The 21,371-nt window shown below is 38.6% G+C and carries 20 protein-coding genes and 1 pseudogene; 11 read left to right on the top strand and 10 right to left on the bottom strand.

Translation table 11 applies throughout. The annotated features are described in order from the left end of the window. Nucleotides 1–105: 105 nt before the first annotated feature. Complete coding sequence (gene mreD, locus H6G25_RS17510) at nucleotides 106–720, bottom strand: rod shape-determining protein MreD (RefSeq protein ID WP_190393595.1); 615 nt, start codon at nucleotides 718–720, stop codon at nucleotides 106–108. Nucleotides 721–868: 148 nt separating this feature from the next. Between mreD and H6G25_RS17515 the strand changes: the two genes are divergently transcribed. The 5 genes from H6G25_RS17515 (at nucleotide 869) to H6G25_RS17530 (ending at nucleotide 3,738) form a co-directional block, all read left to right on the top strand. Next, a complete protein-coding gene (locus H6G25_RS17515) occupies nucleotides 869–1,342 on the top strand; it encodes a helix-turn-helix domain-containing protein (RefSeq protein WP_190393596.1) in 474 nt (157 codons plus the stop codon). Between the two features lie 12 nt (nucleotides 1,343–1,354). Next, nucleotides 1,355–1,810, top strand: coding sequence for a PIN domain-containing protein (locus H6G25_RS21335; protein WP_242035007.1), 456 nt, complete (start codon nucleotides 1,355–1,357; stop codon nucleotides 1,808–1,810). Beyond that, complete coding sequence (locus H6G25_RS21340; RefSeq protein ID WP_242035008.1) at nucleotides 1,798–2,205, top strand: hypothetical protein; 408 nt, start codon at nucleotides 1,798–1,800, stop codon at nucleotides 2,203–2,205. The genes H6G25_RS21335 and H6G25_RS21340 overlap by 13 nt, the downstream gene beginning before the upstream one ends. Before the next feature lie 56 nt (nucleotides 2,206–2,261). Continuing rightward, nucleotides 2,262–3,308, top strand: a complete 1,047-nt coding sequence (locus H6G25_RS17525; protein WP_190393597.1) for an alcohol dehydrogenase catalytic domain-containing protein — start codon at nucleotides 2,262–2,264, stop codon at nucleotides 3,306–3,308. A gap of 229 nt (nucleotides 3,309–3,537) precedes the next feature. Continuing rightward, nucleotides 3,538–3,738 carry a hypothetical protein gene (locus tag H6G25_RS17530; RefSeq protein WP_028091667.1) on the top strand — a complete coding sequence of 67 codons (201 nt, stop codon included), beginning with the start codon at nucleotides 3,538–3,540 and terminating at the stop codon, nucleotides 3,736–3,738. A 64-nt stretch (nucleotides 3,739–3,802) separates the two neighbouring features. Here the strand turns inward: H6G25_RS17530 and glnA are convergent, their stop codons facing one another. Beyond that, nucleotides 3,803–5,218, bottom strand: coding sequence for a type I glutamate--ammonia ligase (glnA, locus tag H6G25_RS17535; protein WP_190393598.1), 1,416 nt, complete (start codon nucleotides 5,216–5,218; stop codon nucleotides 3,803–3,805). Between the two features lie 370 nt (nucleotides 5,219–5,588). Here glnA and apcB point away from each other — a divergent pair, with 370 nt between their 5' ends. The 4 genes from apcB (at nucleotide 5,589) to H6G25_RS17555 (ending at nucleotide 12,640) form a co-directional block, all read left to right on the top strand. Continuing rightward, nucleotides 5,589–6,098 carry an allophycocyanin subunit beta gene (gene apcB / locus H6G25_RS17540; RefSeq protein ID WP_028091669.1) on the top strand — a complete coding sequence of 170 codons (510 nt, stop codon included), beginning with the start codon at nucleotides 5,589–5,591 and terminating at the stop codon, nucleotides 6,096–6,098. A 319-nt stretch (nucleotides 6,099–6,417) separates the two neighbouring features. Beyond that, nucleotides 6,418–10,704, top strand: a complete 4,287-nt coding sequence (locus H6G25_RS17545) for a hypothetical protein (protein WP_190393599.1) — start codon at nucleotides 6,418–6,420, stop codon at nucleotides 10,702–10,704. A gap of 264 nt (nucleotides 10,705–10,968) precedes the next feature. Continuing rightward, nucleotides 10,969–11,616: a DUF1361 domain-containing protein gene (locus H6G25_RS17550; RefSeq protein WP_190393600.1), complete on the top strand. Its 648-nt coding sequence runs from the start codon at nucleotides 10,969–10,971 to the stop codon at nucleotides 11,614–11,616. A 202-nt stretch (nucleotides 11,617–11,818) separates the two neighbouring features. Then, complete coding sequence (locus H6G25_RS17555; RefSeq protein WP_190393601.1) at nucleotides 11,819–12,640, top strand: TlyA family RNA methyltransferase; 822 nt, start codon at nucleotides 11,819–11,821, stop codon at nucleotides 12,638–12,640. 246 nt (nucleotides 12,641–12,886) lie between these two features. Here H6G25_RS17555 and H6G25_RS17560 read toward each other — a convergent pair whose 3' ends face one another. From H6G25_RS17560 to H6G25_RS17585, 6 genes are all read right to left on the bottom strand, one after another. Next, nucleotides 12,887–14,248 carry a DUF697 domain-containing protein gene (locus tag H6G25_RS17560; RefSeq protein ID WP_190393602.1) on the bottom strand — a complete coding sequence of 454 codons (1,362 nt, stop codon included), beginning with the start codon at nucleotides 14,246–14,248 and terminating at the stop codon, nucleotides 12,887–12,889. A gap of 84 nt (nucleotides 14,249–14,332) precedes the next feature. Next, entirely contained in the window at nucleotides 14,333–14,557 is a 225-nt protein-coding gene (locus H6G25_RS17565; RefSeq protein ID WP_137907159.1) for a type II toxin-antitoxin system HicB family antitoxin, read from the bottom strand. Further along, nucleotides 14,554–14,784: a type II toxin-antitoxin system HicA family toxin gene (locus H6G25_RS17570; protein WP_027402977.1), complete on the bottom strand. Its 231-nt coding sequence runs from the start codon at nucleotides 14,782–14,784 to the stop codon at nucleotides 14,554–14,556. The genes H6G25_RS17565 and H6G25_RS17570 overlap by 4 nt, the downstream gene beginning before the upstream one ends. A gap of 13 nt (nucleotides 14,785–14,797) precedes the next feature. Continuing rightward, nucleotides 14,798–15,583 (bottom strand): ABC transporter ATP-binding protein, encoded by a 786-nt coding sequence (locus H6G25_RS17575; protein ID WP_028083027.1) that lies wholly within the window; start codon nucleotides 15,581–15,583, stop codon nucleotides 14,798–14,800. An 88-nt stretch (nucleotides 15,584–15,671) separates the two neighbouring features. Beyond that, nucleotides 15,672–16,241: a Uma2 family endonuclease gene (locus H6G25_RS17580; RefSeq protein WP_028083028.1), complete on the bottom strand. Its 570-nt coding sequence runs from the start codon at nucleotides 16,239–16,241 to the stop codon at nucleotides 15,672–15,674. A gap of 56 nt (nucleotides 16,242–16,297) precedes the next feature. Further along, nucleotides 16,298–17,431, bottom strand: coding sequence for a branched-chain amino acid ABC transporter permease (locus H6G25_RS17585; RefSeq protein ID WP_190393603.1), 1,134 nt, complete (start codon nucleotides 17,429–17,431; stop codon nucleotides 16,298–16,300). A 240-nt stretch (nucleotides 17,432–17,671) separates the two neighbouring features. Between H6G25_RS17585 and H6G25_RS17590 the strand changes: the two genes are divergently transcribed. Continuing rightward, nucleotides 17,672–19,258, top strand: a complete 1,587-nt coding sequence (locus H6G25_RS17590) for a glucose-6-phosphate isomerase (RefSeq protein ID WP_190393604.1) — start codon at nucleotides 17,672–17,674, stop codon at nucleotides 19,256–19,258. Nucleotides 19,259–19,575: 317 nt separating this feature from the next. Here H6G25_RS17590 and H6G25_RS17595 read toward each other — a convergent pair whose 3' ends face one another. Then, nucleotides 19,576–20,967: a malic enzyme-like NAD(P)-binding protein gene (locus tag H6G25_RS17595; protein ID WP_190393605.1), complete on the bottom strand. Its 1,392-nt coding sequence runs from the start codon at nucleotides 20,965–20,967 to the stop codon at nucleotides 19,576–19,578. Here H6G25_RS17595 and H6G25_RS17600 point away from each other — a divergent pair. Further along, the gene (locus tag H6G25_RS17600) at nucleotides 20,966–21,157 is read left to right on the top strand and encodes a hypothetical protein (RefSeq protein ID WP_190393606.1); all 192 of its coding nucleotides are present in this window, start codon (nucleotides 20,966–20,968) and stop codon (nucleotides 21,155–21,157) included. The two genes, H6G25_RS17595 and H6G25_RS17600, sit on opposite strands and share 2 nt — an antisense overlap. 22 nt (nucleotides 21,158–21,179) lie before the next feature. Here H6G25_RS17600 and H6G25_RS17605 read toward each other — a convergent pair. Continuing rightward, a pseudogene (locus H6G25_RS17605) lies at nucleotides 21,180–21,371 on the bottom strand (photosystem II q(b) protein); the annotation flags it as partial.

Below are 21,371 nucleotides of genomic sequence, written 5' to 3' on the forward strand. Positions count from 1 at the left end.
ACCTAATATTTCTTTGACTACAGGCCGCCCTAGCAGTTGAGTATCTTGAGGAAAAGATAGAGATGTTAGCGAGATTTCCGGGAGCTTATCCATTGGACTTATGAGTTAGTTACGAATTAATTTTATCTGCTGCCACCAGCGATTAAGAGGATAATAAACTACCGGTGCCCACAAACTGCTAAGAATTGCCGAAGCTAGGGTAACACGCTGGTAATAAGTCCAAATGCTGGCTAGATGACGATTTCCTAGCAAAGACAACTGCACAGCAAAAATAGTATCTACCACCACAGCCATCCCAAATACAATTAAAGCAATAGAAATAAAGTCTTCTTGAATAAACCGCTGTTTTTGAATTAGTGCTGTTAACATTCCGACTATTCCCAAACCCAAGGCATGAGTTGGATCTGGTGATGTCATTGCGTCTTGCAATAGCCCTAAAATAATTCCTGATAGTATGCCAGATAATACCGAGCGATTTACACTCCAAGACACTACCCAAATTAGTAACCAGTTAGGACCTATGCCTAATAACTCCATCCCAATGAGGCGAGTTGGCAACATTAGTAAACATAACAGCACTGTCCCAAATGTGATCATCCAATCTATAAATTGACACCACCAAGGATGCCATTGGACTAATGGCGGAATCAAAGAATGGGATTTTCGGGCTGGTGATGCTGCTTTTTTGTTCCTGTCTCCAGGAAATCCAGGTATTTTCATCGTTTTGGTGATTGGTGATTATCTCCTGAAGCTGTCATTCATCCGCCATTATGCAACGCTTTTTTATTTAACTATCGTTTCGGATATTGCGTTTAGCGAAAATAAAAGATATTATGCAATTACAAAATATATCACAAATCTAACCATTATGAAGAATGTCATACCTGTCCAAAACCAACCTGTAGAGGCAATTAAGCCTCATTTTCATGTAGTAGATGAACAGTTATCAATCAAACACCTGGAAAATTTACTCAAAGCTCAACCTTCTCAACCAAAATTAGTAGCAGCAGACGGTCAAGAAATTATCATTCCCGACTCAGTATATAAGATATTACTTCAAGCTGTTCATGCAATGGCTTTAGGTAAGGCCATTTCTATAGTCCCCCAAGAGCAAAAATTGACAACACAAGAAGCAGCAGACCTGCTTAAAGTTTCCCGTCCTTATCTGATTAAGTTATTAGATCAAGGTGAAATTCCTTGTATTAGAGTAGGAACACATCGGCGTGTTCGCTTTGATGATTTAATGAAATATAAGGAGCAAAGAGATGCTAAACGTAGCCAATTTTTGCAGGAGATGATTGATATTAGCGAAGAAGCTGGATTTTATGATGATGAGGAGTGAGTAAAAAGTCAAATGACCATGCCCAGTGTTGTCTTAGATGCCTGTGTTCTGATTCCTTCGTACCTACGAGACACCTTGCTGACTACTGCTGAGGCTGGTCTTTATATGCCATATTGGTCAGAGAAAATCTTAGATGAAACAACGAGAAATATTGTTCTTATAGCTAAAAAAGCTGAAAAAGATGTTTCTGCAAAAAAGATTCAAAATTTAGAAAAAACAATGAAAAAAGCTTTTCCTGAAGCAATGACGGAAGTGACTGTAGGACTAGAGGATCTGATGAGAAATGACCCTAAAGATCGTCATGTTCTTGTTGCTGCTGTCATAGCTAAAGCTGATATTATTGTTACCAGTAATCTTAAAGACTTCGATGATAAAGCTTTGATTCCTTGGAATATTAAAGCACAGTCACCTGATGATTTTCTTTGTGAGCTATTTAATGAATACACCCAGATGAAATGGTTCAAGTAATTCAAAACCAAGTACAAAGGTATAGAAGACATCCAAGGACTTTTCTCGAACTACTTGATAAGTTGAGTAAACAAATACCGAAGTTTACCAGACAGCTTATATTGTATGAATACAGCGAGAGTATTTTCCAAATTACCAACAAAGCTTTGATTCTTCTAGGAAGACAAACTAGAGAAGGTGGTAGATACTTGGATGGTAAACGGTATCAACTTTTCCAAAATAAGGAAATTTTAACAATTACTGCTAAGGACAATCGGGAGAAGATTCTGCAAGTGCAAAATGGTAGAATAGAAGCAAACCTCTCATCAGCAGATGTTGAAGCATTCCAAAGATTTGAAAAAAGCTTAGAGCAGCAATTACAAGAAGCTGAAATACAAAAGTCTCAAACTCCATAACCTAACTTTAACCACAAGATGTTAAATCTAGTAACGTTGAATCATAAAAAACCAACGTGAAAGCACAAGTATTTAGAGGCGTAAATCGCCTATCCTACGAAGAAGTCCCAGTTCCCACACTGGAAGCAGATGAAGTTCTGGTCCAGGTGCGGGTTGTCGGTTTGTGTCAGTCAGATATTAAAAAGATTCGCTATCCTTTGTATGAACCGCCACGCATATTTGGACATGAAACCGCTGGAACTATTGCGGCTGTTGGTTCTCAGGTGCAAGGGTGGCAGGTAGGACAACGGGTAGCGGTGATGCACCATATACCATGTATGCGTTGCGCCTATTGCTTAAATGATAATTTTTCCATGTGCGATGTTTATAAAAATATCTCCACTAGCGCGGGTTTTAACCCCAGTGGCGGCGGTTTTGCTGAGTATGTGAAAGTTCCAGCCCACATTGTGGAAAATGGTGGCTTAATTCCCATCCCTGATGATATCAGTTTTGAAGAGGCGAGTTTTGTTGAACCTACTAATTGCTGTTTAAAAGCTGTTAAAAAAGCCCAAATTGCACCAGGACAAACTGTACTGGTCACTGGTGCAGGTCCGATTGGTTTAATGTTTATGATGTTGGTGAAGTTCTTTGGGGCTAAAGCGATCGCTACGGACCTCTTGCCTTCTAGAATTGAAAAAGCCCTAGCAGTAGGCGCACAAGCAGCTTTTGATGCCCGTGATCCTGATTTACCCGCCAAAATTCAAGCTTTAACTGGGGGTATGGGTGTTGATGTCACTTTATTAGCAGTTCCTAGCGATAAAGCGTTTTTTCAAGCTTTGGACTGTACTCGCAAAGGTGGAAAAATCCTATTTTTTGCGGAATTTCCCGATGAATTGACCATTCCCATTAATCCTAATATCCTCTATCGTCGAGAAATAGATCTAATGGGTAGTTATAGCTCATCCTACCGTTTACAAAGTCTATCTGCGGATATTGTCTTTAATCGCCGCATTGATGTTAAAGCTTTAATTAGCGATCGCTATCCCCTACAAGATCTACCACAAGCCGTAGACCAAGCGATCGCCCCGACAGCAGAAACTTATAAAATCTTAATCTATCCCTAAGACAACCAGGGGAGAGGGGGAAAGCATTTATGAATTTTTATATCATTTCTCAATTTTGTAAGTTACGCTACAGACTTTTATGTTCTCATGTAGAGTACAAGCAGCATAGAAGAAATATAATCATATTTATTTAAGATTTTGTAGTTTACACTACAGATTTTTGTGTTATCATCAAATTGCAGGAAGTAGGAAATTATTTCTTAGTAAATAAATACAGGGAGGTAGTGTCATGTCTATTCAAGAAAAAGCTCGTCAATTGATGGTACGTCAACATCAGCAAGCTAAAAACCGTCAACAGTCCATGCTGATGCGTGCTGCACAGGAACTTGGTTTGCACGAAGAAATGTCTCACTATTGGAATCCCATTCAAGGTAAGATGGATGCGGCTACCCAGACCCTTTATGGACGCAGCCAAGCGACTATGAGTTAAGAGAAAAAGAAAGCCACCCCAGAGGGTGGCTAAAAAATTAGTTGTACGTTAGTAATTGTTGTAATTAGCAATCGTAATACAAGAAGAATTCATAAGGATGTGGACGCAATTGCATTTGCTTAACTTCATTAGCAATTTTGTAATCAATCCAGTTCTCAATGAAATCTTGAGAGAAAACACCAGTTTCAGTTAAGAAAGCGTGATCATTTTCCAAAGCTTCCAAAGCCAATTCTAAAGAACCGGGAGTGGAAGGAATCTTAGATAATTCTTCTGGGGAAAGTTCATAGATATTTTTATCTAAGGGTTCACCCGGATGAATTTTGTTTTTGATACCGTCAATACCAGCACAAAGCATAGCCGCAAAAGCCAAGTAAGGGTTAGAAGTAGCGTCTGGACAACGAAATTCTAAGCGCTTGGCTTTGGGGTTATTTCCAGAAAGAGGAATGCGGACGGAAGCAGAACGATTACCTTGGGAGTAAGCCAAGTTTACAGGTGCTTCATAACCGGGTACAAGACGCTTGTAAGAGTTGGTGGTGGGGTTAGTGATTGCCAACAATGCTGGAGCGTGCTTGAGAATACCACCAATGTAGTAAAGTCCCATTTCACTCATACCAGCGTACTTGTCACCCGCAAAGAGAGGTTGACCATTTTTCCAGATAGACTGGTGACAGTGCATACCAGAACCATTATCACCAAAAATGGGTTTAGGCATGAAGGTGACAGTTTTGCCATATTTTCTAGCAACGTTCTTAATGACATATTTGTAAGTCATTAACCAGTCAGCAGCTTCAATTAACTTACCAAAACGGAAACCAAGTTCGCACTGACCACCGGTGGCTACCTCATGGTGTTGTTTTTCAATAGGTACACCACAATCTTTCATGATCAACAGCATTTCCGTCCGCATATCTTGAAAGCTGTCTGTGGGTGGTACGGGGAAGTAACCTTCCTTAACGCGGGTTTTATAACCCAGGTTAGGCTTTTCTTCTCTACCAGTATTCCAACGACCTTCTACAGAATCTACATAATAGTAACCTGAGTTAGTGGTTTGGTCGTAGCGGACATCATCAAAAATGAAAAACTCAGCTTCAGGACCAAAGAAAGCTGTATCACCAAGTCCAGTAGAAGCTAAGTAGTCTATGGCTTTTTGGGCAATAACACGGGGACAACGGTTATACCACTGACCTGTACGAGGTTCTTTAATACTACAAATGATACTTAGAGTTGGTTCTTTCATGAAGGGATCGATCCAAGCAGTGTTAGGATCAAGTACCATTGTCATGTCAGATTCTTCGATACCCTTCCAACCCCGAATACTAGAACCGTCGAAGGGAACACCGTCAGAGAATGAACTTTCATCAATTTGGTCTTGGTACATGGTCAAATGCTGCCAAGTTCCCAGTGTATCAATGAATTTCAGATCAATCATCTGAATTTTTTCGTCTTGAATCTTCTTCAAGATTTCTTTTGGGGTTGCCATTGTTACTTTACTCCTTCTGTAGGCAATTACCTAATATAAACCCAAACCATCATAAGACGTTCTCACCCTGTTACGCTCAACCAAGTTGTCACACACCACCTGAAATATCGTAAATAGTTAACTTGACATGATTTTGTCATGTTAGTTACAGATTGTCTGGATTACAGGTTATGTTAACCTTTCTTTCGTAATTTGTACAAAACTATAAACTTTATCATCAAGGGTCAACTTTGGCATAAAATCCTTAAGTAGTAGATGAATAGTTTTGTGCCAAAGTCTATTTTATGCGAATTGGCACAAAATTCTATTGGTGCGTAATTGCAGCCAATTTAATATCAAACCATAAATAGTTGACAATTGGGAGAAAAAAATGCGCGATGCCGTTACAACTTTAATTAAGAATTATGACGTAACCGGTCGTTATTTTGACCGGAACGCCATTGATAGTCTCAAATCTTACTTTGAGAGTGGAACAGCCAGAATACAAGCCGCAGCAGCAATTAATGCTAATGCAGCCGCAATTGTTAAACAAGCTGGTGCAAAGTTATTTGAACAGTTACCAGAATTAATTCGTCCTGGTGGTAATGCTTATACAACTCGTCGTTTTGCGGCTTGTTTACGGGATATGGACTATTATCTGCGCTATGCTACCTATGCGTTAGTTGCAGGTAATATGAATGTACTTGACGAGCGTGTATTACAAGGACTACGGGAAACTTACAATTCCTTGGGTGTACCCATTGGTTCAACAGTGCAAGGTATCCAGATTATGAAGGATCTTGTTAAGGAACAAGTAGCAGTTGCAGGTATTACCAATGCTGCTTTTGTGGATGAGCCTTTTGATTATATCACTCGTGAGTTGAGTGAGATTGATGTTTAATATCTAACTAAATTTTGGCGATTATAAATCGCGGCTACACAAACCAAGTCTGCTAAGACGGACTAAATCTGCATCGCACTTTGACTTTTTGCCAAGGTGCGTTTATTTTTTTTATGATTTTCATAGTTGACTAGATTAGGATTTTGTTGTAAGATGCCTTCATGCTACTATGATTCAAGAAAAACTCATGGTAAACAAGCAACAAAGACTACTACTGGCACAATACGCTCTGAGTACCCAGACACCCTTGGAATCAAGGTTTAGCATTAACTTCACTTAACCCAACCTATCTACTACCTACTTTTACACGGAGTTTTATATGTCGGTCATTGATGATGTAATTTCAGCATTAGTTGGGGAGGCTGTAGGCAAAATATTAGATGATTTACAGTGTAATGAGACAAGATTACGACTTTTAAATAAATTTGGTTTGAAACCAGATACACCACCAAATGATTTTGATGGTGTTTATGTTTATACTTTGATTGAGTATGGTGTAGGGAAACAAAAAGTTATTTTACAATTATTTAAAGAAACAGAAATTAAAGAAGAATTTAGGGAAGCATTTAGTCAAAAGAGAAGTTTTAATATTCAAAGATTAGATAATTTTATTCAAAGTTCTGATATTGGCGATAAAATCAAAGAGCAAAAAATTGATTATCGGCGAGAATTGACTGAATTTGCCAGATTATTTATTGAAATTGCCAAACGAGCCAGAACAGCAACGGAAATTTTACAAGACCATAAATTAGATAGTTTACAAACTAGTTTAAATCAAATTCGGGAACAAATTAACCAACTTAGTTCACCAGAAATTCAAAAACAAATTATTGCTCAATTAGTCCAAAGTCAACAGCAATTATTACCACCTGGGGAAATTCCCAGAGAAACGGAATTAGCTAAACAATTAAAAAAATGGCTTGAAACACTGGGTTATAAATTTGAACAATACGAAGTCTTAGAAAAAGATTATTTTGAATGGATTATTAATATTCCCAAACGGCGAGGATATGACCGGATTTTCATTCACGGAGTCGAAGCAGAAGCAGGAGTTCATCATATTAATACAGTAAAACAAGCCGTAGAAACTTACAAAACTGATGAAGGTTGGATTGTCGCACCCCGTCGAGTTAGTAAATCAGCTAGAAACGAAGTTGAAAAAGATGAAAATAAACAAATTCTTTGTTATACCTTTGATGAATTAATTGAAGAGAATGCTAATTTTACTGTTTATTTTAAGTGGTTAGAAAACGAAGTTAAAAGCAGAGGAATTGATCAATATTATGTTCCATTAGCTTGTACCAAAGAAGAAATTAATCCCCAAACTAAACAGCGAATAGGAATTAGTCATTATGGTGAAGCAGATGGTTGGATTGAACGTTATATTAATGAATGGTTGGCTGACCCAGTAAAAGAACATTTATCTGTTTTAGGAGAATTTGGTACAGGTAAAACTTGGTTTGCTTTTCATTATGCTTGGTTGGCTTTAGAAAAATATCGTCAAGCTAAAAAAGAAGGTTTACCTATTCCGCGAATTCCTTTAGTCATTCCTTTAAGAGATTATGCTAAAGCGGTGAGTATTGAATCTCTATTTTCTGAGTTCTTTTTTCGTAAACATAACATTGGTTTATCGGGATATTCTGTCTTTGAACAACTTAACCGCATGGGGAAATTATTATTAATTTTTGATGGCTTTGACGAAATGGCCGCACGGGTAGACCGTCAAGCAATGATTAATAATTTCTGGGAATTAGCAAAAGTTGTGGGAACAGCAGGAACAAAAGCAATTTTAACCTGTCGGACAGAACATTTCCCTGAAGCATTGGAAGGACGCAGCCTGTTAAATGCCGAATTACAAGCATCTACTTCTAATCTCACAGGAGAATCACCCCAATTTGAAGTTTTAGAATTAGAAAAATTTGATGATCAACAAATCAAACAGGTACTTAATTTTAAAGCCAAACCAGAAACCGTTGATATTATCATTAATAATGAAAAATTATTAGATTTGGCACGTCGTCCGGTAATGATTGATTTGATTATGGAAGCATTACCGGATATTGAAACTGGTAAACCTGTGGATATTTCCCGTGTTTATCTTTATGCGGTGCGGCGTAAAATGGAACGGGATATTAAAGCTGACCGCACTTTTACCTCAATGGCAGATAAATTATATTTCCTGTGTGAATTATCCTGGGAAATGCTGTCAAATGATAAAATGAGTTTAAATTATAAAGAATTTCCTGATTTGATTCGTAGTTATTTTAGTGAAACGGTACAGGAACAAAAAGATTTAGATCATTGGCATTATGACATGATGGGGCAAACCATGTTAATTAGAAATGCTGATGGTGATTATTATCCTGCTCATCGTTCATTATTAGAATTTTTTGTGTCTTATAAATTGGGACGAGAATTAGGGATTTTAGCAGCAGATTTTCAGGAAGTTGTGAAGGTTCTTCCCTACGACCAAGGAAAAATAGATTTCAGTCAAACTTTTGGGAAAACTCTGTTAGCCAAAGCCGTCTTAGATTTAATGTTTCCCATGTTGTCAACAACAGCAAATCAACGGTTATTAGCAGAAGTCAAAGCCACCAAAGGTAAAACCGAAGCAGAAGCAGGTTATTGTGGCAGTAATGCGGTACAGTTGTTACTCAAAGGGAGTCGGTTGGCTTTAGAAAAACAGGATTTGAGTGAGACAGTTATACCTGGTGTAAATTTTGGTTTGGCTAGTTTGTATAATGTCAACCTGACGGGGGCAAATTTAACAGAGACTTTTTTTGCTAAGGCATTAGGAGCAGTTTATTCCCTTGCTTATAGTCCAGATGGAAAATACCTGGTTACAGGAGATAGTAACGGTAGAGTCCAAATTTGGAATGCTGTAACAGGACAGGAGTTATTAAACCTAGAAGGTCATAGTAGTTGGGTTTGGTCATTAGCCTGGAGGAGAGATGGTCAGAGCTTGGCTAGTGGTAGTGATGACAGGACAGTGAAACTTTGGAATGTTCAGACTGGCGAATGTGTCATGACATTAGAGGGTCATAGCGGCCGCGTTAGGTCAGTAGCCTGGAGTGAAGATGGTCTGATCTTAGCCAGTGGTAGTGGTGATAAAACGGTGAAACTGTGGGATGTGCAGACTGGGTACTGCGTGCGAACCCTAGAGGGTCATAGCAATTGGGTTACGTCAGTAGCCTGGAGTGGAGATAGTCTGACCTTGGCTAGTGGTAGTTCTGATAATACGGTGAAACTGTGGGATGTGCAGACTGGGGACTGTGTGCGAACCCTAGAGGGTCATAGCAATTGGGTTAGGTCAGTAGCCTGGAGTGGAGATGGTCTGATCTTAGCCAGTGGTAGTGACGATAAAACCTTGAAACTGTGGGATGTCCAGTCTGGGAACTGTGTGCGAACCCTAGAGGGTCATAGCAATTGGGTTAACTCAGTAGCCTGGAGTAGTCTGACCTTGGCTAGTGGTAGTTATGATAATACGGTGAAACTGTGGAATGTGCAGACTGGGGACTGTGTGCGAACCCTAGAGGGTCATAGCAATTGGGTTAGGTCAGTAGCCTGGAGTGGAGATGGTCAGACCTTAGCCAGTGGTAGTGACGATAATACGGTGAAACTGTGGAATGTGCAGACTGGGGACTGTGTGCGAACCTTAGAGGGTCATAGCAGTGTGATTAGGTCAGTAGCCTGGAGTGGTCTGACCTTGGCTAGTGGTAGTGATGATAATACGGTGAAACTGTGGAATGTGCAGACTGGGGACTGTGTGCGAACCTTAGAGGGTCATAGCAATTGGGTTAGGTCAGTAGCCTGGAGTGGTCTGACTTTGGCTAGTGGTAGTTCTGATAATACGGTGAAACTGTGGAATGTGCAGACTGGGGACTGTGTGCGAACCCTAGAGGGTCATAGCAATTGGGTTAGGTCAGTAGCCTGGAGTGGTCTGACCTTAGCCAGTGGTAGTGACGATAAAACCTTGAAACTGTGGAATGTACAGACTGGGAACTGTGTGCGAACCCTAGAGGGTCATAGTAATTGGATTAACTCAGTAGCCTGGAGTGGTCTGACCTTGGCTAGTGGTAGTTATGATAAAACCTTGAAACTGTGGAATATACAGACTGGGAACTGTGTGCGAACCCTAGAGGGTCATAGCGATTGGGTTAGGTCAGTAGCCTGGAGTGGAGATGGTCAGACCTTGGCTAGTGGTAGTTCTGATAATACGGTGAAACTGTGGAATATACAGACTGGGAACTGTGTGCGAACCCTAGAGGGTCATAGCAGTGTGGTTACGTCAGTAGCCTGGAGTGGTCAGACCTTGGCTAGTGGTAGTGATGATAAAACGGTGAAACTGTGGAATGTCCAGTCTGGGAACTGTGTGCGAACCCTAGAGGGTCATAACAGTGTGGTTACGTCAGTAGCCTGGAGTGGAGATGGTTTGACCTTGGCTAGTGGTAGTTATGATAATACGGTGAAACTGTGGGATGTGCAGTCTGGGGAATGTATCGCTACCTTTGACCATAGGTTATATGCAGGGTTGAAGATTCAGGGGGTGAAGGGGTTAAGCCGGGCGGAAATATTAACTTTGAAGGCGTTGGGGGCTGTGGAGTAAGGGGGTTGATAATTGGCTACTCAGCACACAAAAACGCAAATTGAGTTAAAATCAAAACCTAAGTTAATTAGGAAATTTTCCCAAAACTGTTGTAGTTAGATCAAGTAACAAAATTGCCATATTAAAAGTCTCCTGGTGTTTGAATATTAACTGCTGGATCACAAAAATACTGAAAAACCACCAGTTCATAAAATAGTGATATAATATGGAAACATTGTCTAAACAAAAGACCAGATTTATTCTATTTTTTATTATTAAAATTGTATGAAACCAGAAATCATTGAATTAATGAAAACTGTTCTGCATATATTACAAGTGAATATGCGGTGGATGACATGGAATTTATTTTTAGCTTTTATTCCCCTAGCTTTAAGTGTTTGGTTATTTCGCAATAAACGTAGTCGTTCTTGGTTACGTTGGCCAGTATCTCTGACTTTTTACGCTTTTTTACCAAACGCACCTTATTTATTAACTGATGTTATTCACTTAATAGACGATATTCGCACAGTCCAGTCAATATGGATGATTACATTAGTCTTAATTCCTGTTTATTTTGTAGTAATTTTCTCCGGTTTTGCAGCCTATGTGATATCATTAATAAACCTGGGTTATTATTTACATCGCATTGATAAAAGTAAATGGATTTTTCCAGTTGAGTTAATTACTCACGCTCTTTGTGCTGTCGGTATTTATTGGGGAAGATTTTTACGTTTTAATAGTTGGGATTTTGTCACTCAACCAGATGAAATAATTACAAAAGGTGTGGAGGAAATTCTTGGTAAACAACCGTTAATTATCATTACCCTTACTTTTATCATTCTTTGCGGTTTACATTGGTTACTGAAAAAAATTATTTTGAATTTTGTTGATAAAGGTTTTAATTCAGATGATAAAATTCGTCGTTTTAATTAGATAATATTTTAGATGACTAAAAGATGACTAAGTAGATGAACAGAAAAATTTAAAGGTATGTGAAGAAAAGTAAAATCACTCAAAACTCTCTTCCTGTTCCCAGTTAAGAGTTCCCTGTTCCCTTGCCCCAACGACAATTTTTAACGCCCACCTACTTAAAATCTGCAATTCGGAGATTTTGTAAGCATTAAAGAAGGTAACATTGGTTAAACAAAGATTAGATACATTATTAGTTGATTTGGGATTGTCTCCTTCTCGTCAACAAGCACAAAGACTTATTCAAGCTGGAGAAGTAACTGTAAATCAACAAATAATTGATAAGGTAGGAACTGAGGTTGATATTACCGCACAAATTCAAGTTAAAGAACGTCCTCTTTTTGTTTCCCGTGGTGGAGAAAAATTGGCTAAAGCTTTAGCACAATTTGCGATTTCTGTGAGGGGAAGAATTTGTTTAGATGGGGGAATTTCTACTGGAGGTTTTACAGATTGTTTGTTAAAATCTGGTGCGAAACAAGTTTATGGAATTGATGTCGGTTATGGACAAGTTGACTGGAAAATCAGAAATGATCAAAGGGTAATTTTAAGGGAACGCACGAATTTACGTCAATTACAACCACAGGAATTATATACTGAAAATGCTATATTTCCTGATTTGGTGGTTGTGGATGTTTCGTTTATTTCTCTCACTAAAATTTTACCTGCTGTCTGGGGATTAACACAACCCTCTAGAGAGGCTGTATTGCTGGTAAAACCTCAATTTGAGGTTGGGAAGTCTCGCATAGGGAAAAAAGGCGTTGTGCGTGATTCTGATGACCAAGCAGATGCAATTTTTCAAGTGATGCAAAAGGCTTTAGAATTAGGTTGGAAATATAAAGGTTTAACTTATTCTCCCATAACTGGACCTGCGGGAAATATTGAATATCTTTTGTGGTTAAAAATGGAAAGTGAAATCCAACCACCAAATTTAGCAGCAATTCAAGAAATTACTAAACAAGTAATGCAGGAGTTTGTGAAAAAACAATAAGGTAATCAGTGTTTGCAGTCTTTCTGTAAACAAAACTATCAATAATGTAACGTTATCTATAAACAATGTAACGTTATACGTTCATATTGTAATACCATCAAATAAGAATAGATTTAAAAAAACTAAGAATAAGACTTTTTTACCAACTGATGGAAAGCTAAACAATAGCATTGTTATAAGTTCAAGTTATATAGGAATAATATTTGATTTATGAAAAGATAGCTAGCCTCGCTACAATTAAAAGATTTATAATTCTCCAAAATTACCGCCCAGTTCTTGCTGTAAGCGATACAAAATAGTGTTTTTATCAACTTGGGATAAAATCTCCTGAATGACGGTATTAGCGCCCAACTGTCCCCAAGTACAGCCTTTTTCTAGATATAACTTTGCAGCTTTACCGACGGTATAAGCACCATAACCAGCAATTCCTCCTTGAATAATGGCGCTGCTGGTAAAAGTGGTAATGTTAAATGGATTATCACCACTAGTTAGGGCTGCGGTAGTTTTACCTAAACCTAATATTAAATTACTGCTGATTTCTCCCAATAATAAACCACCGGAACTAAATAAAATGGTTTTTAATAATTTACTGGCTTCATAACTAGTCATAGGTAAACCATACAATTTAGCTAAGGTACGAATTAAGGCTAAATCAGTAATAAAACCGCCAATTATATCTAAAAAAGCAATAGGATTTAAACCAATAACTAAAGCCTTATATTGACTAAATCGCCAAATAATATCTTCTGCTTCTTTTTCCCGCATATCAATGGTTTTTTGGGCGATATTTTCCTCAGATTCCCTAGCTTGAATTAGTGCATTTAAAGCTAAAAGAGATCGTCCTTCTCTGTTTAATATATTCAAGATTGTTTGCTTTAATTCCTCTACCTGGGGAGGTGGTGTTTCCCATTCATAATTAATAGTTCCGTTTGGATATTCTACTCTCACCTCCATGGGCGCAGGTTCGGCGGCTACCATAACAATTTCATCTGGTAATAAAGGATTATTTTGTAAATTTCCTGCCCCTAATTGTTGGAGATTTTTGTAAATTGCATTTCTATCTATTTCTGGATATAAATCAATTTTATTAAATACTAAAATTAAGGGTTTTTGGGCTTGACGTAATTCCAATAATCCTTGATATTCAGTTTTAGTAATATCTCCAGAAACAACAAACAAAATTAAATCAGCTTGACGGGCTACATTTCGCGCCATTTCCGCCCTTAATTCTCCTGCAATTTCATCTAAACCAGGGGTATCTATTAATTCGACTAATACCTTATCCCCCGGTTTCCAGCGCACAGAACGCGGCCATTGAGTCACACCATTTAAAGGTCCTGTTTGCAGAATTTTTTCCCCTATTAAAGAGTTTAATACTGCTGATTTTCCCCGACTAACTAAACCAAAAGCCGCAATTCTAATCACATTTGCATCTAATTTACTCAATGTGTTATTTAAAGCTTCTATTTCCGGTTTGAGTAAATTTTCTAATTCTGGGTTGGCGGCTAGTTGTCCAGATTTACGGAGATATCCATACCAAGATAATGCTTGTCTAAGACTAGCACGGGCGCGGTTTAAATGGGTTTCTTGTAGGTTACGGTTACTCACTGGTTTTAGTTTTTATAGGAATAAAAAGCCTTGGCGATTATAAATCACAGCTATACAAATAAAGTCCACCTGCGTAATGAAAAACTAAGCTGCTGTTAATGATTTTCCTAAAATTTGCGGTTCAGGTATTGGTTGTCCGTCTTCTAAATAAGATGAAATCAGCATTTCTAAAACTTCTTGGGCATTTTTTAAAGCCTCTTCATAAGTGTCTCCATGAGTACAAGGCTGCATGACATCTGTAAAATCTGGTAATGAAACTACATAACATTCATCTTCCTTAGACCATTGAATAATAATTGTATATTTCATTCCTCTGATTCCTCCTTTTCTTCTGTTTCTATTTTATTCAATTCTACTATTGCTTCATTAACTTGCTTCTCTAAATATTGTTTAGCATCACTACCATCTTTACCAGCAATGATAATAGCTTTAGATAATTTTGGATGTATCCATTTGCTATGACTTCCCTTTGCCGGTTTATATGTAAAACCGGATTGCAGTAATAAATTTTTCAGTTCTCTAATTTTCTTAGGCATATCTAATATAATATCATTGTCCCAAATATGCTTCTAAAACTTTGGTATTATTTTGGATTTCTTGAGGATTCCCCACAGCTAAATTTTTTCCTTCTGCTAATACCCAAACTCTATCACACAAGGACATAATTACATCCATATTATGCTCAATAATTAAAAATGTCATTCCCTCCTGACGATTCCATGTTATAATGCGATCGCATATTTCATCAATTAATCGAGGATTGACACCAGCAGCAGGTTCATCTAATAATATTAACTTAGGATTAGTCATTAATGCCCTGCCAATTTCTAAAAGTTTTCTTTGTCCTCCAGATAAACCACCAGCATAGTCTGAAGCCTTTTTTTCCAAGCCTACAGATTCTAACAAAAACATAGCCCGTTCTTTTAATTGTTTTTCTTCTTTAAGAATAACATGAGGTTGCAGTTGCACTTGCCAAAAGTTTTCACCAGTTTGTTTTTGCGCTCCCAAAAGCATATTTTCTAATACCGATAATTTTGATAAAACCCGGGCAACTTGAAAAGTTCTGACTAATCCTTGTTGAGCAATTTGATATGATTGTAATTGATGAATAGGTTCACCATCAAAAATGACTCTACCTTTATCTGGATGGATAAAATTAGAAAGTAAATTAAATAAGGTGGTTTTACCAGCACCATTAGGACCAATTAACCCAGTAATACTACCTTTGATAACTTCAATATTCGCTTCTTCAACTGCTTTAATTCCACCAAAATTTTTACAGAGTCCAGTTGCAGCTAATAGCGGTAATTCCGGTGATTTGATATTATTTACCATGATGATTTTCTTCTCAACTTCATTTTTAGGTTTTTTGTTGGTTTTTAATTATTGTTATGAAATAAAAACTGTTGCAGTTCATCAAATTTCATCCCTGTAAAACCTCAGCCACAGTTAACTTTACATCACTAAATAGAGGCGAACAAATCATATCATCTCCCCTATAAACCTGCTCCTCATAAAAACCCTCTACCCATTCCAAAACCGTCACTTTTTGCCCAATTGGATCAACAATCCAATACTCAGTAATTCCCCGCGCCGCATACTCAGAACGCTTATAACGATAATCACGATTTTCCTGATTTGGACTCACTACCTCAACCACCAACAAAGGCAGCGGCATATCCATTAAAATCAGCGAGCGTGTAGCCCCCTGCATCACTTGAGCTAATTCTTCAGAAAACACCGTCAAATCAGGAACACGCACCCCCACCTGCCGACTATTCACAGCAATTTCTGTTTTCATACTCAAGCGGTAATAGGGAATACCCAATTGCAGAAAATAGGCAACTAAAAACATTGCTATGCGCCGATTTATCTCACTTTCTAAAGGCATAGGAATTAATTCTCCGTTCTCAAATTCATATAAATTATCTGTCCCATCGTCATAATTAAGAAATTCCTCAAAAGTCATCTTGTTAGCAGTTGCAACTATCATGGCTATTCCTCCCATAAACGGCTTGTATCAACTATTTTAACATCACAAATTTCTAATTATTTACCAAGAGTAAGTTCCTCCTTTTTCCCTAAAATACCTTGAGGCCGCCAAATCATTAACACCATTAAAATCAAACCAATAAACATTACCCGAAAAGCACCAATTCTTTCTACATCTAAAGGAACAATTTTCGGTAAAAATTCCCTAGTTAAAGAGTCATAAGCAAAGTAAATAACCGCACCTAAAATTGTGCCAATATTATTTCCTGCACCACCTAAAATTACCATAATCCAAGCGTCAAAGGTAAGTTGAGGTTGAAAATTATCCGGATAAATTGCTCCCAATTGCCAAGCAAAGAACGCTCCTGCAATACCAGCAATTGCACCGCCCAACATTAATGATTGTAGTTTATAAGAAAAGACATTTTTACCTAATGCTTTGGGAATTTCTTCATCTTCACGAATAGATTTTAGCACTCTTCCCCAAGGAGATCGGACTAAAATTTCTAACCGCCAAAATATGAAAGCTAAAATTAACAATGCCAACAACATTAAACCGGCTTTGGGATTATAATTGTATAATCCAATTATACCAGAGATATAAATTGCTAGAGCTAATAGTCCTAAAGCAATTCCTACTATCAATCGGGAAGTAAATTCTTGTTTAAGGCTGCTGTTTCTAATGGGATTATTATTTGCAGAAATTTGAGCAGTTCGTACCCAATTCCACAAAGAAAATAATGTGATCCCTGTTAATAAAGTTAACACAGCAATCATCAGCAACCGGAAAAACAAATTTGGGGTTGTTGATAACGGTATGACATAACTTTGCACACCAAAAGAGCCAGATATCCAATCTTTACCTACAGGTAATTCCTGATTATTTACTATTAATCTAATTAATTCCCCTGTACCAATGGTAACAATTGATAGATAATCTTCTCGTAAGCGGAGAGTCGCAAAACCTATGACTAAACCTAATAAAGCGGCGACAATTGCTCCAGCTATAGCAGAAAGCAACAATGGTACACCTTTAAAAGTTAACAAAACTGTTGTATACGCTCCTAAAGTCATAAAAGCAATATGACCGAAGTTAATTAAACCCGTAAAACCCCATTGTAAATTCAGTCCTAGCGCAAATAGCGCGAAGGTTGCGGTAGAAATAGCTAGAAAAATTAGATATTCAATCATTAGCTGGTCATTTGTCAGTGGTCGGTGGTTAGTGGTCAATTGTCAATTGTCAATTGTCCGTTGTCAAGTTTTGTGTATCATTAATTACTAAATTCTGAGCCATAATAAGTATTAAGACTAACAGTAGTATAATATCATTATCTGTGCTTCTATTAAAAACTGTATAATACAAAGCAGGGATCACCAAAACCATACATTAAACTTATGTTTGACCAACACTTTATTTGAGATTTCCCTCTTATGAATGCTCAGGCACTTTGGCAACGATACCAAGATTGGTTATATTTACACGAGGGATTAGGACTGTATTTAGATATTAGTCGGATGCGCTTTGATGATGCCTTTGTAGCATCATTAAAACCTAAGTTTGACAAAGCGTTTGCGGATATGCTAGAACTGGAAAAAGGTGCGATCGCTAATCCCGATGAAAACCGCATGGTAGGTCATTACTGGTTGCGAAATCCAGATTTAGCCCCCACCCCAGAACTAACTCAAGAAATAGTTCAAACTCTAGAACAAATCGAAGCTTTTGCAGACCAGGTACACACCGGTGCAATTCATCCTCCCAAAGAAAGCCGCTTTACAGATATTATCTCTATCGGTATCGGTGGTTCGGCCTTGGGTCCCCAATTTGTCGCTGAAGCCCTTTCCCCAGACTTCCCCCCCCTACAAATTCACTTTATTGACAATTCCGACCCCGCAGGTATTGATAGAGTTCTATCCCAATTAGGAAATAAACTGGCTACCACTTTGGTGTTAGTAATTTCCAAATCCGGAGGAACTCCCGAACCCCGCAATGGCATGATTGAGGTAAAACAAGCCTATACAGCCCAAAAATTAGATTTTTGCCAATATGCAGTTGCCATTACTGGACAAAATAGTAATTTAGACCAAGTGGCAAAATCGGAAAACTGGTTAGCCCGATTTTCCATGTATGATTGGGTGGGTGGACGTACCTCGGAAATGTCCGCTGTAGGGCTATTACCTGCGGCATTACAGGGCATTGATATCCGTGCTATGCTATCTGGAGCAAAAGAGATGGATGATGCCACTCGCGTCCCTCATCTCAAGGATAACCCAGCCGCTTTATTAGCCCTGGCTTGGTATTTTTCTGGAAATGGCAAAGGCCAGAAGGATATGGTGGTTCTCCCCTACAAGGACAGTTTGTTGTTATTTAGCCGCTATTTGCAACAACTGGTTATGGAATCCTTGGGTAAGGAAAAGGATTTGGACGGGAAAACTGTATATCAAGGTCTTGCAGTTTATGGTAACAAAGGTTCAACAGACCAACACGCCTATGTCCAACAATTACGGGAAGGTGTACCTAATTTCTTTGCTACCTTGATTGAAGTTTTAGAAGACCGTCAAGGAAAATCCCCAGAAGTTGATCCCGGTGTCACCGCTGGTGATTATCTCTCCGGTTTCTTGTTGGGAACTCGTCAAGCATTGTATGAGAATAACCGCGATTCCATTACAGTCACTATTCCCCAAGTTAATGCCCGTACTGTAGGCGCATTAATCGCATTGTATGAGAGAGCAGTAGGTTTGTATGCCAGTTTGATCAATGTCAATGCTTATCACCAACCTGGTGTAGAAGCTGGTAAAAAAGCCGCTGCTGTGATTCTCGATTTACAAAAACGAGTTTTAGAAGTGTTACAAACCCAGAAGAAAGCACTTTCTATTGCTGAAGTGGCAGATATTGCCGGTGCTACTGAGGAAATTGAAGCAATTTACAAAATTCTCCGTCATTTACATAGTAATCATCGGGGTGTGGTGTTAACAGGAGATCTAGCTAAACCTGGGAGTTTAACTGTTTCTTTGGGTTAATAAAATTACCTTTGTTCATTAAAATCAGATCCCCGACTTCTTCCATAAGTCGGGGATTTTGTTTTTTGTTTTTTGTAATTAGGGCTTGCTGATAGCGTAGCGTGGCGTTAGCCATATAAAGCTAAAACCATTTATTAACAAAGGGTTTCGTGGATTTTTACCACAAAAAAGTGCAAGGTTTTGGCTAATGGTGTCTCAAAATAGGTGCATTTTTCTTTCTCGGATTTGGAAAATTGAGGATATCCAGACAGTTAAAACTGTTCCCTGTTAAGAGTTCCCTGCCCTCACAGACAACTTTTATGGCTACTGAGTAAACCCTAATTAGAACAAATACCTTCTTCTCTTGCGGCTTGTTGCACCGCAGCAGCAACCGCACTAGCAACTCGTTTATCAAAGACAGAAGGAATAATATGTTGGCGGTTTAAATCGGAAATATTAACCAAAGAAGCGATCGCATTAGCCGCTTCTAAACACATATTAGTAGTAATCCTCCTCGCCCGACAATCTAAAGCTCCACGAAACACCCCTGGAAACGCCAGGACGTTATTAATTTGGTTCGGGTAGTCACTTCTTCCCGTAGCCATGACAGCGACGTTTTTAGGGACTAATTCTGGCTGGATTTCCGGTATGGGATTGGCCATAGCAAAGACGATGGCATCTTTTCTCATTCCTTGGACCATTTCCGGTGTCAAAACTCCCGGCGCACTGACACCAATAAATACATCCGCTCCTTGCACTGCACCAGCTAAAGTTCCTTGGGCTTTAACGGCAAATTCCAGCTTTTCTGGGGTTAAATCGCTGCGATTTGTAGAAATAATGCCCTTAGAGTCGCACATCAAAATCGTTTCTGCACCTGCTTTGCGGAGTAACCGAGCAATGGCCACCCCAGCCGCACCAGCACCATTAATGACAATGCGGACATCTCCAATGGACTTCTGGACAAGTTTCAGAGAATTTAATAAGGCTGCTAAGGTGACAATTGCTGTCCCATGTTGATCATCATGAAAAATCGGTATATTTAATTCTGCTTGTAATCTGGCTTCGATTTCAAAACAGCGCGGTGCAGCAATATCCTCCAAATTCACACCACCAAATACAGGAGCGATATTTTTCACAGCTTTGACAATTTCATCAGCATCTTGAGTATCCAAACAGATGGGAAAAGCATCAAGTCCAGCAAATTCTTTAAATAGCATGGCTTTTCCTTCCATGACCGGTAAAGCCGCTTCCGGTCCCAAATTCCCCAAACCTAATACAGCACTACCATCGGTAACGATGGCCACTGTGTTCTGTTTAATAGTTAGATTGTATACTTCCTCTGGATTTTCGGCGATCGCTTTACAAATCCGACCGACCCCAGGAGTATAAGCCATTGCTAAATCAGAAACACTTTTGAGAGCAATTCTGCTGACAATACTGATTTTACCACCGCGATGTAAATTAAAGGTACGGTCATAAACATCAATTATCTGAATATCTGGTAATTCCTTTACCGCTTGCACTATGGTTTCTGCGTGTTCCGTACTGGCGGCATCAACTGTAACATCACGTATAGATTCTTGACGATTTTGTGCAATTAAATCAATTTGTCCTAGATTACCACCTGTGGAGGCGATCGCTTGGGTAACAGATGCTAACATCCCCACTCGATTAGGAATTTGTAAGCGCAGGGTGACACTAAAACTAGAATTAGGAGTCAGATTTGTCATGGAGCTAATTTCGATTTTAAATTTTAGATTTTATATTGAATTGCTACGTAAAATTTTATTTTGGCAAAAAACCGACATGACAAACAATCATGACAAACAATATGGAGTTCCAGTTATTTTGGTATTTTCAGTCGGCGGTGCGCCACAAAAGAAAACGCTCCCCATGTCTGGAGAGCGTTTCTTTAATTAAGCCATTAATAAAGCCTTAATTATTAACCGTTGATTGCAGGAGCGCTCAAAGCAACAGGAGCAACATCAGCAGCAGCCAAGTCTAGAGGGAAGTTGTGAGCGTTGCGCTCGTGCATTACTTCCATACCTAAGTTAGCGCGGTTGATTACGTCAGCCCATGTAGAAATTACACGACCTTGAGAATCAATGATTGATTGGTTGAAGTTAAATCCGTT

Source organism: Dolichospermum sp. FACHB-1091, assembly GCF_014697585.1.
In the GTDB taxonomy this organism is placed as follows: domain Bacteria; phylum Cyanobacteriota; class Cyanobacteriia; order Cyanobacteriales; family Nostocaceae; genus Dolichospermum.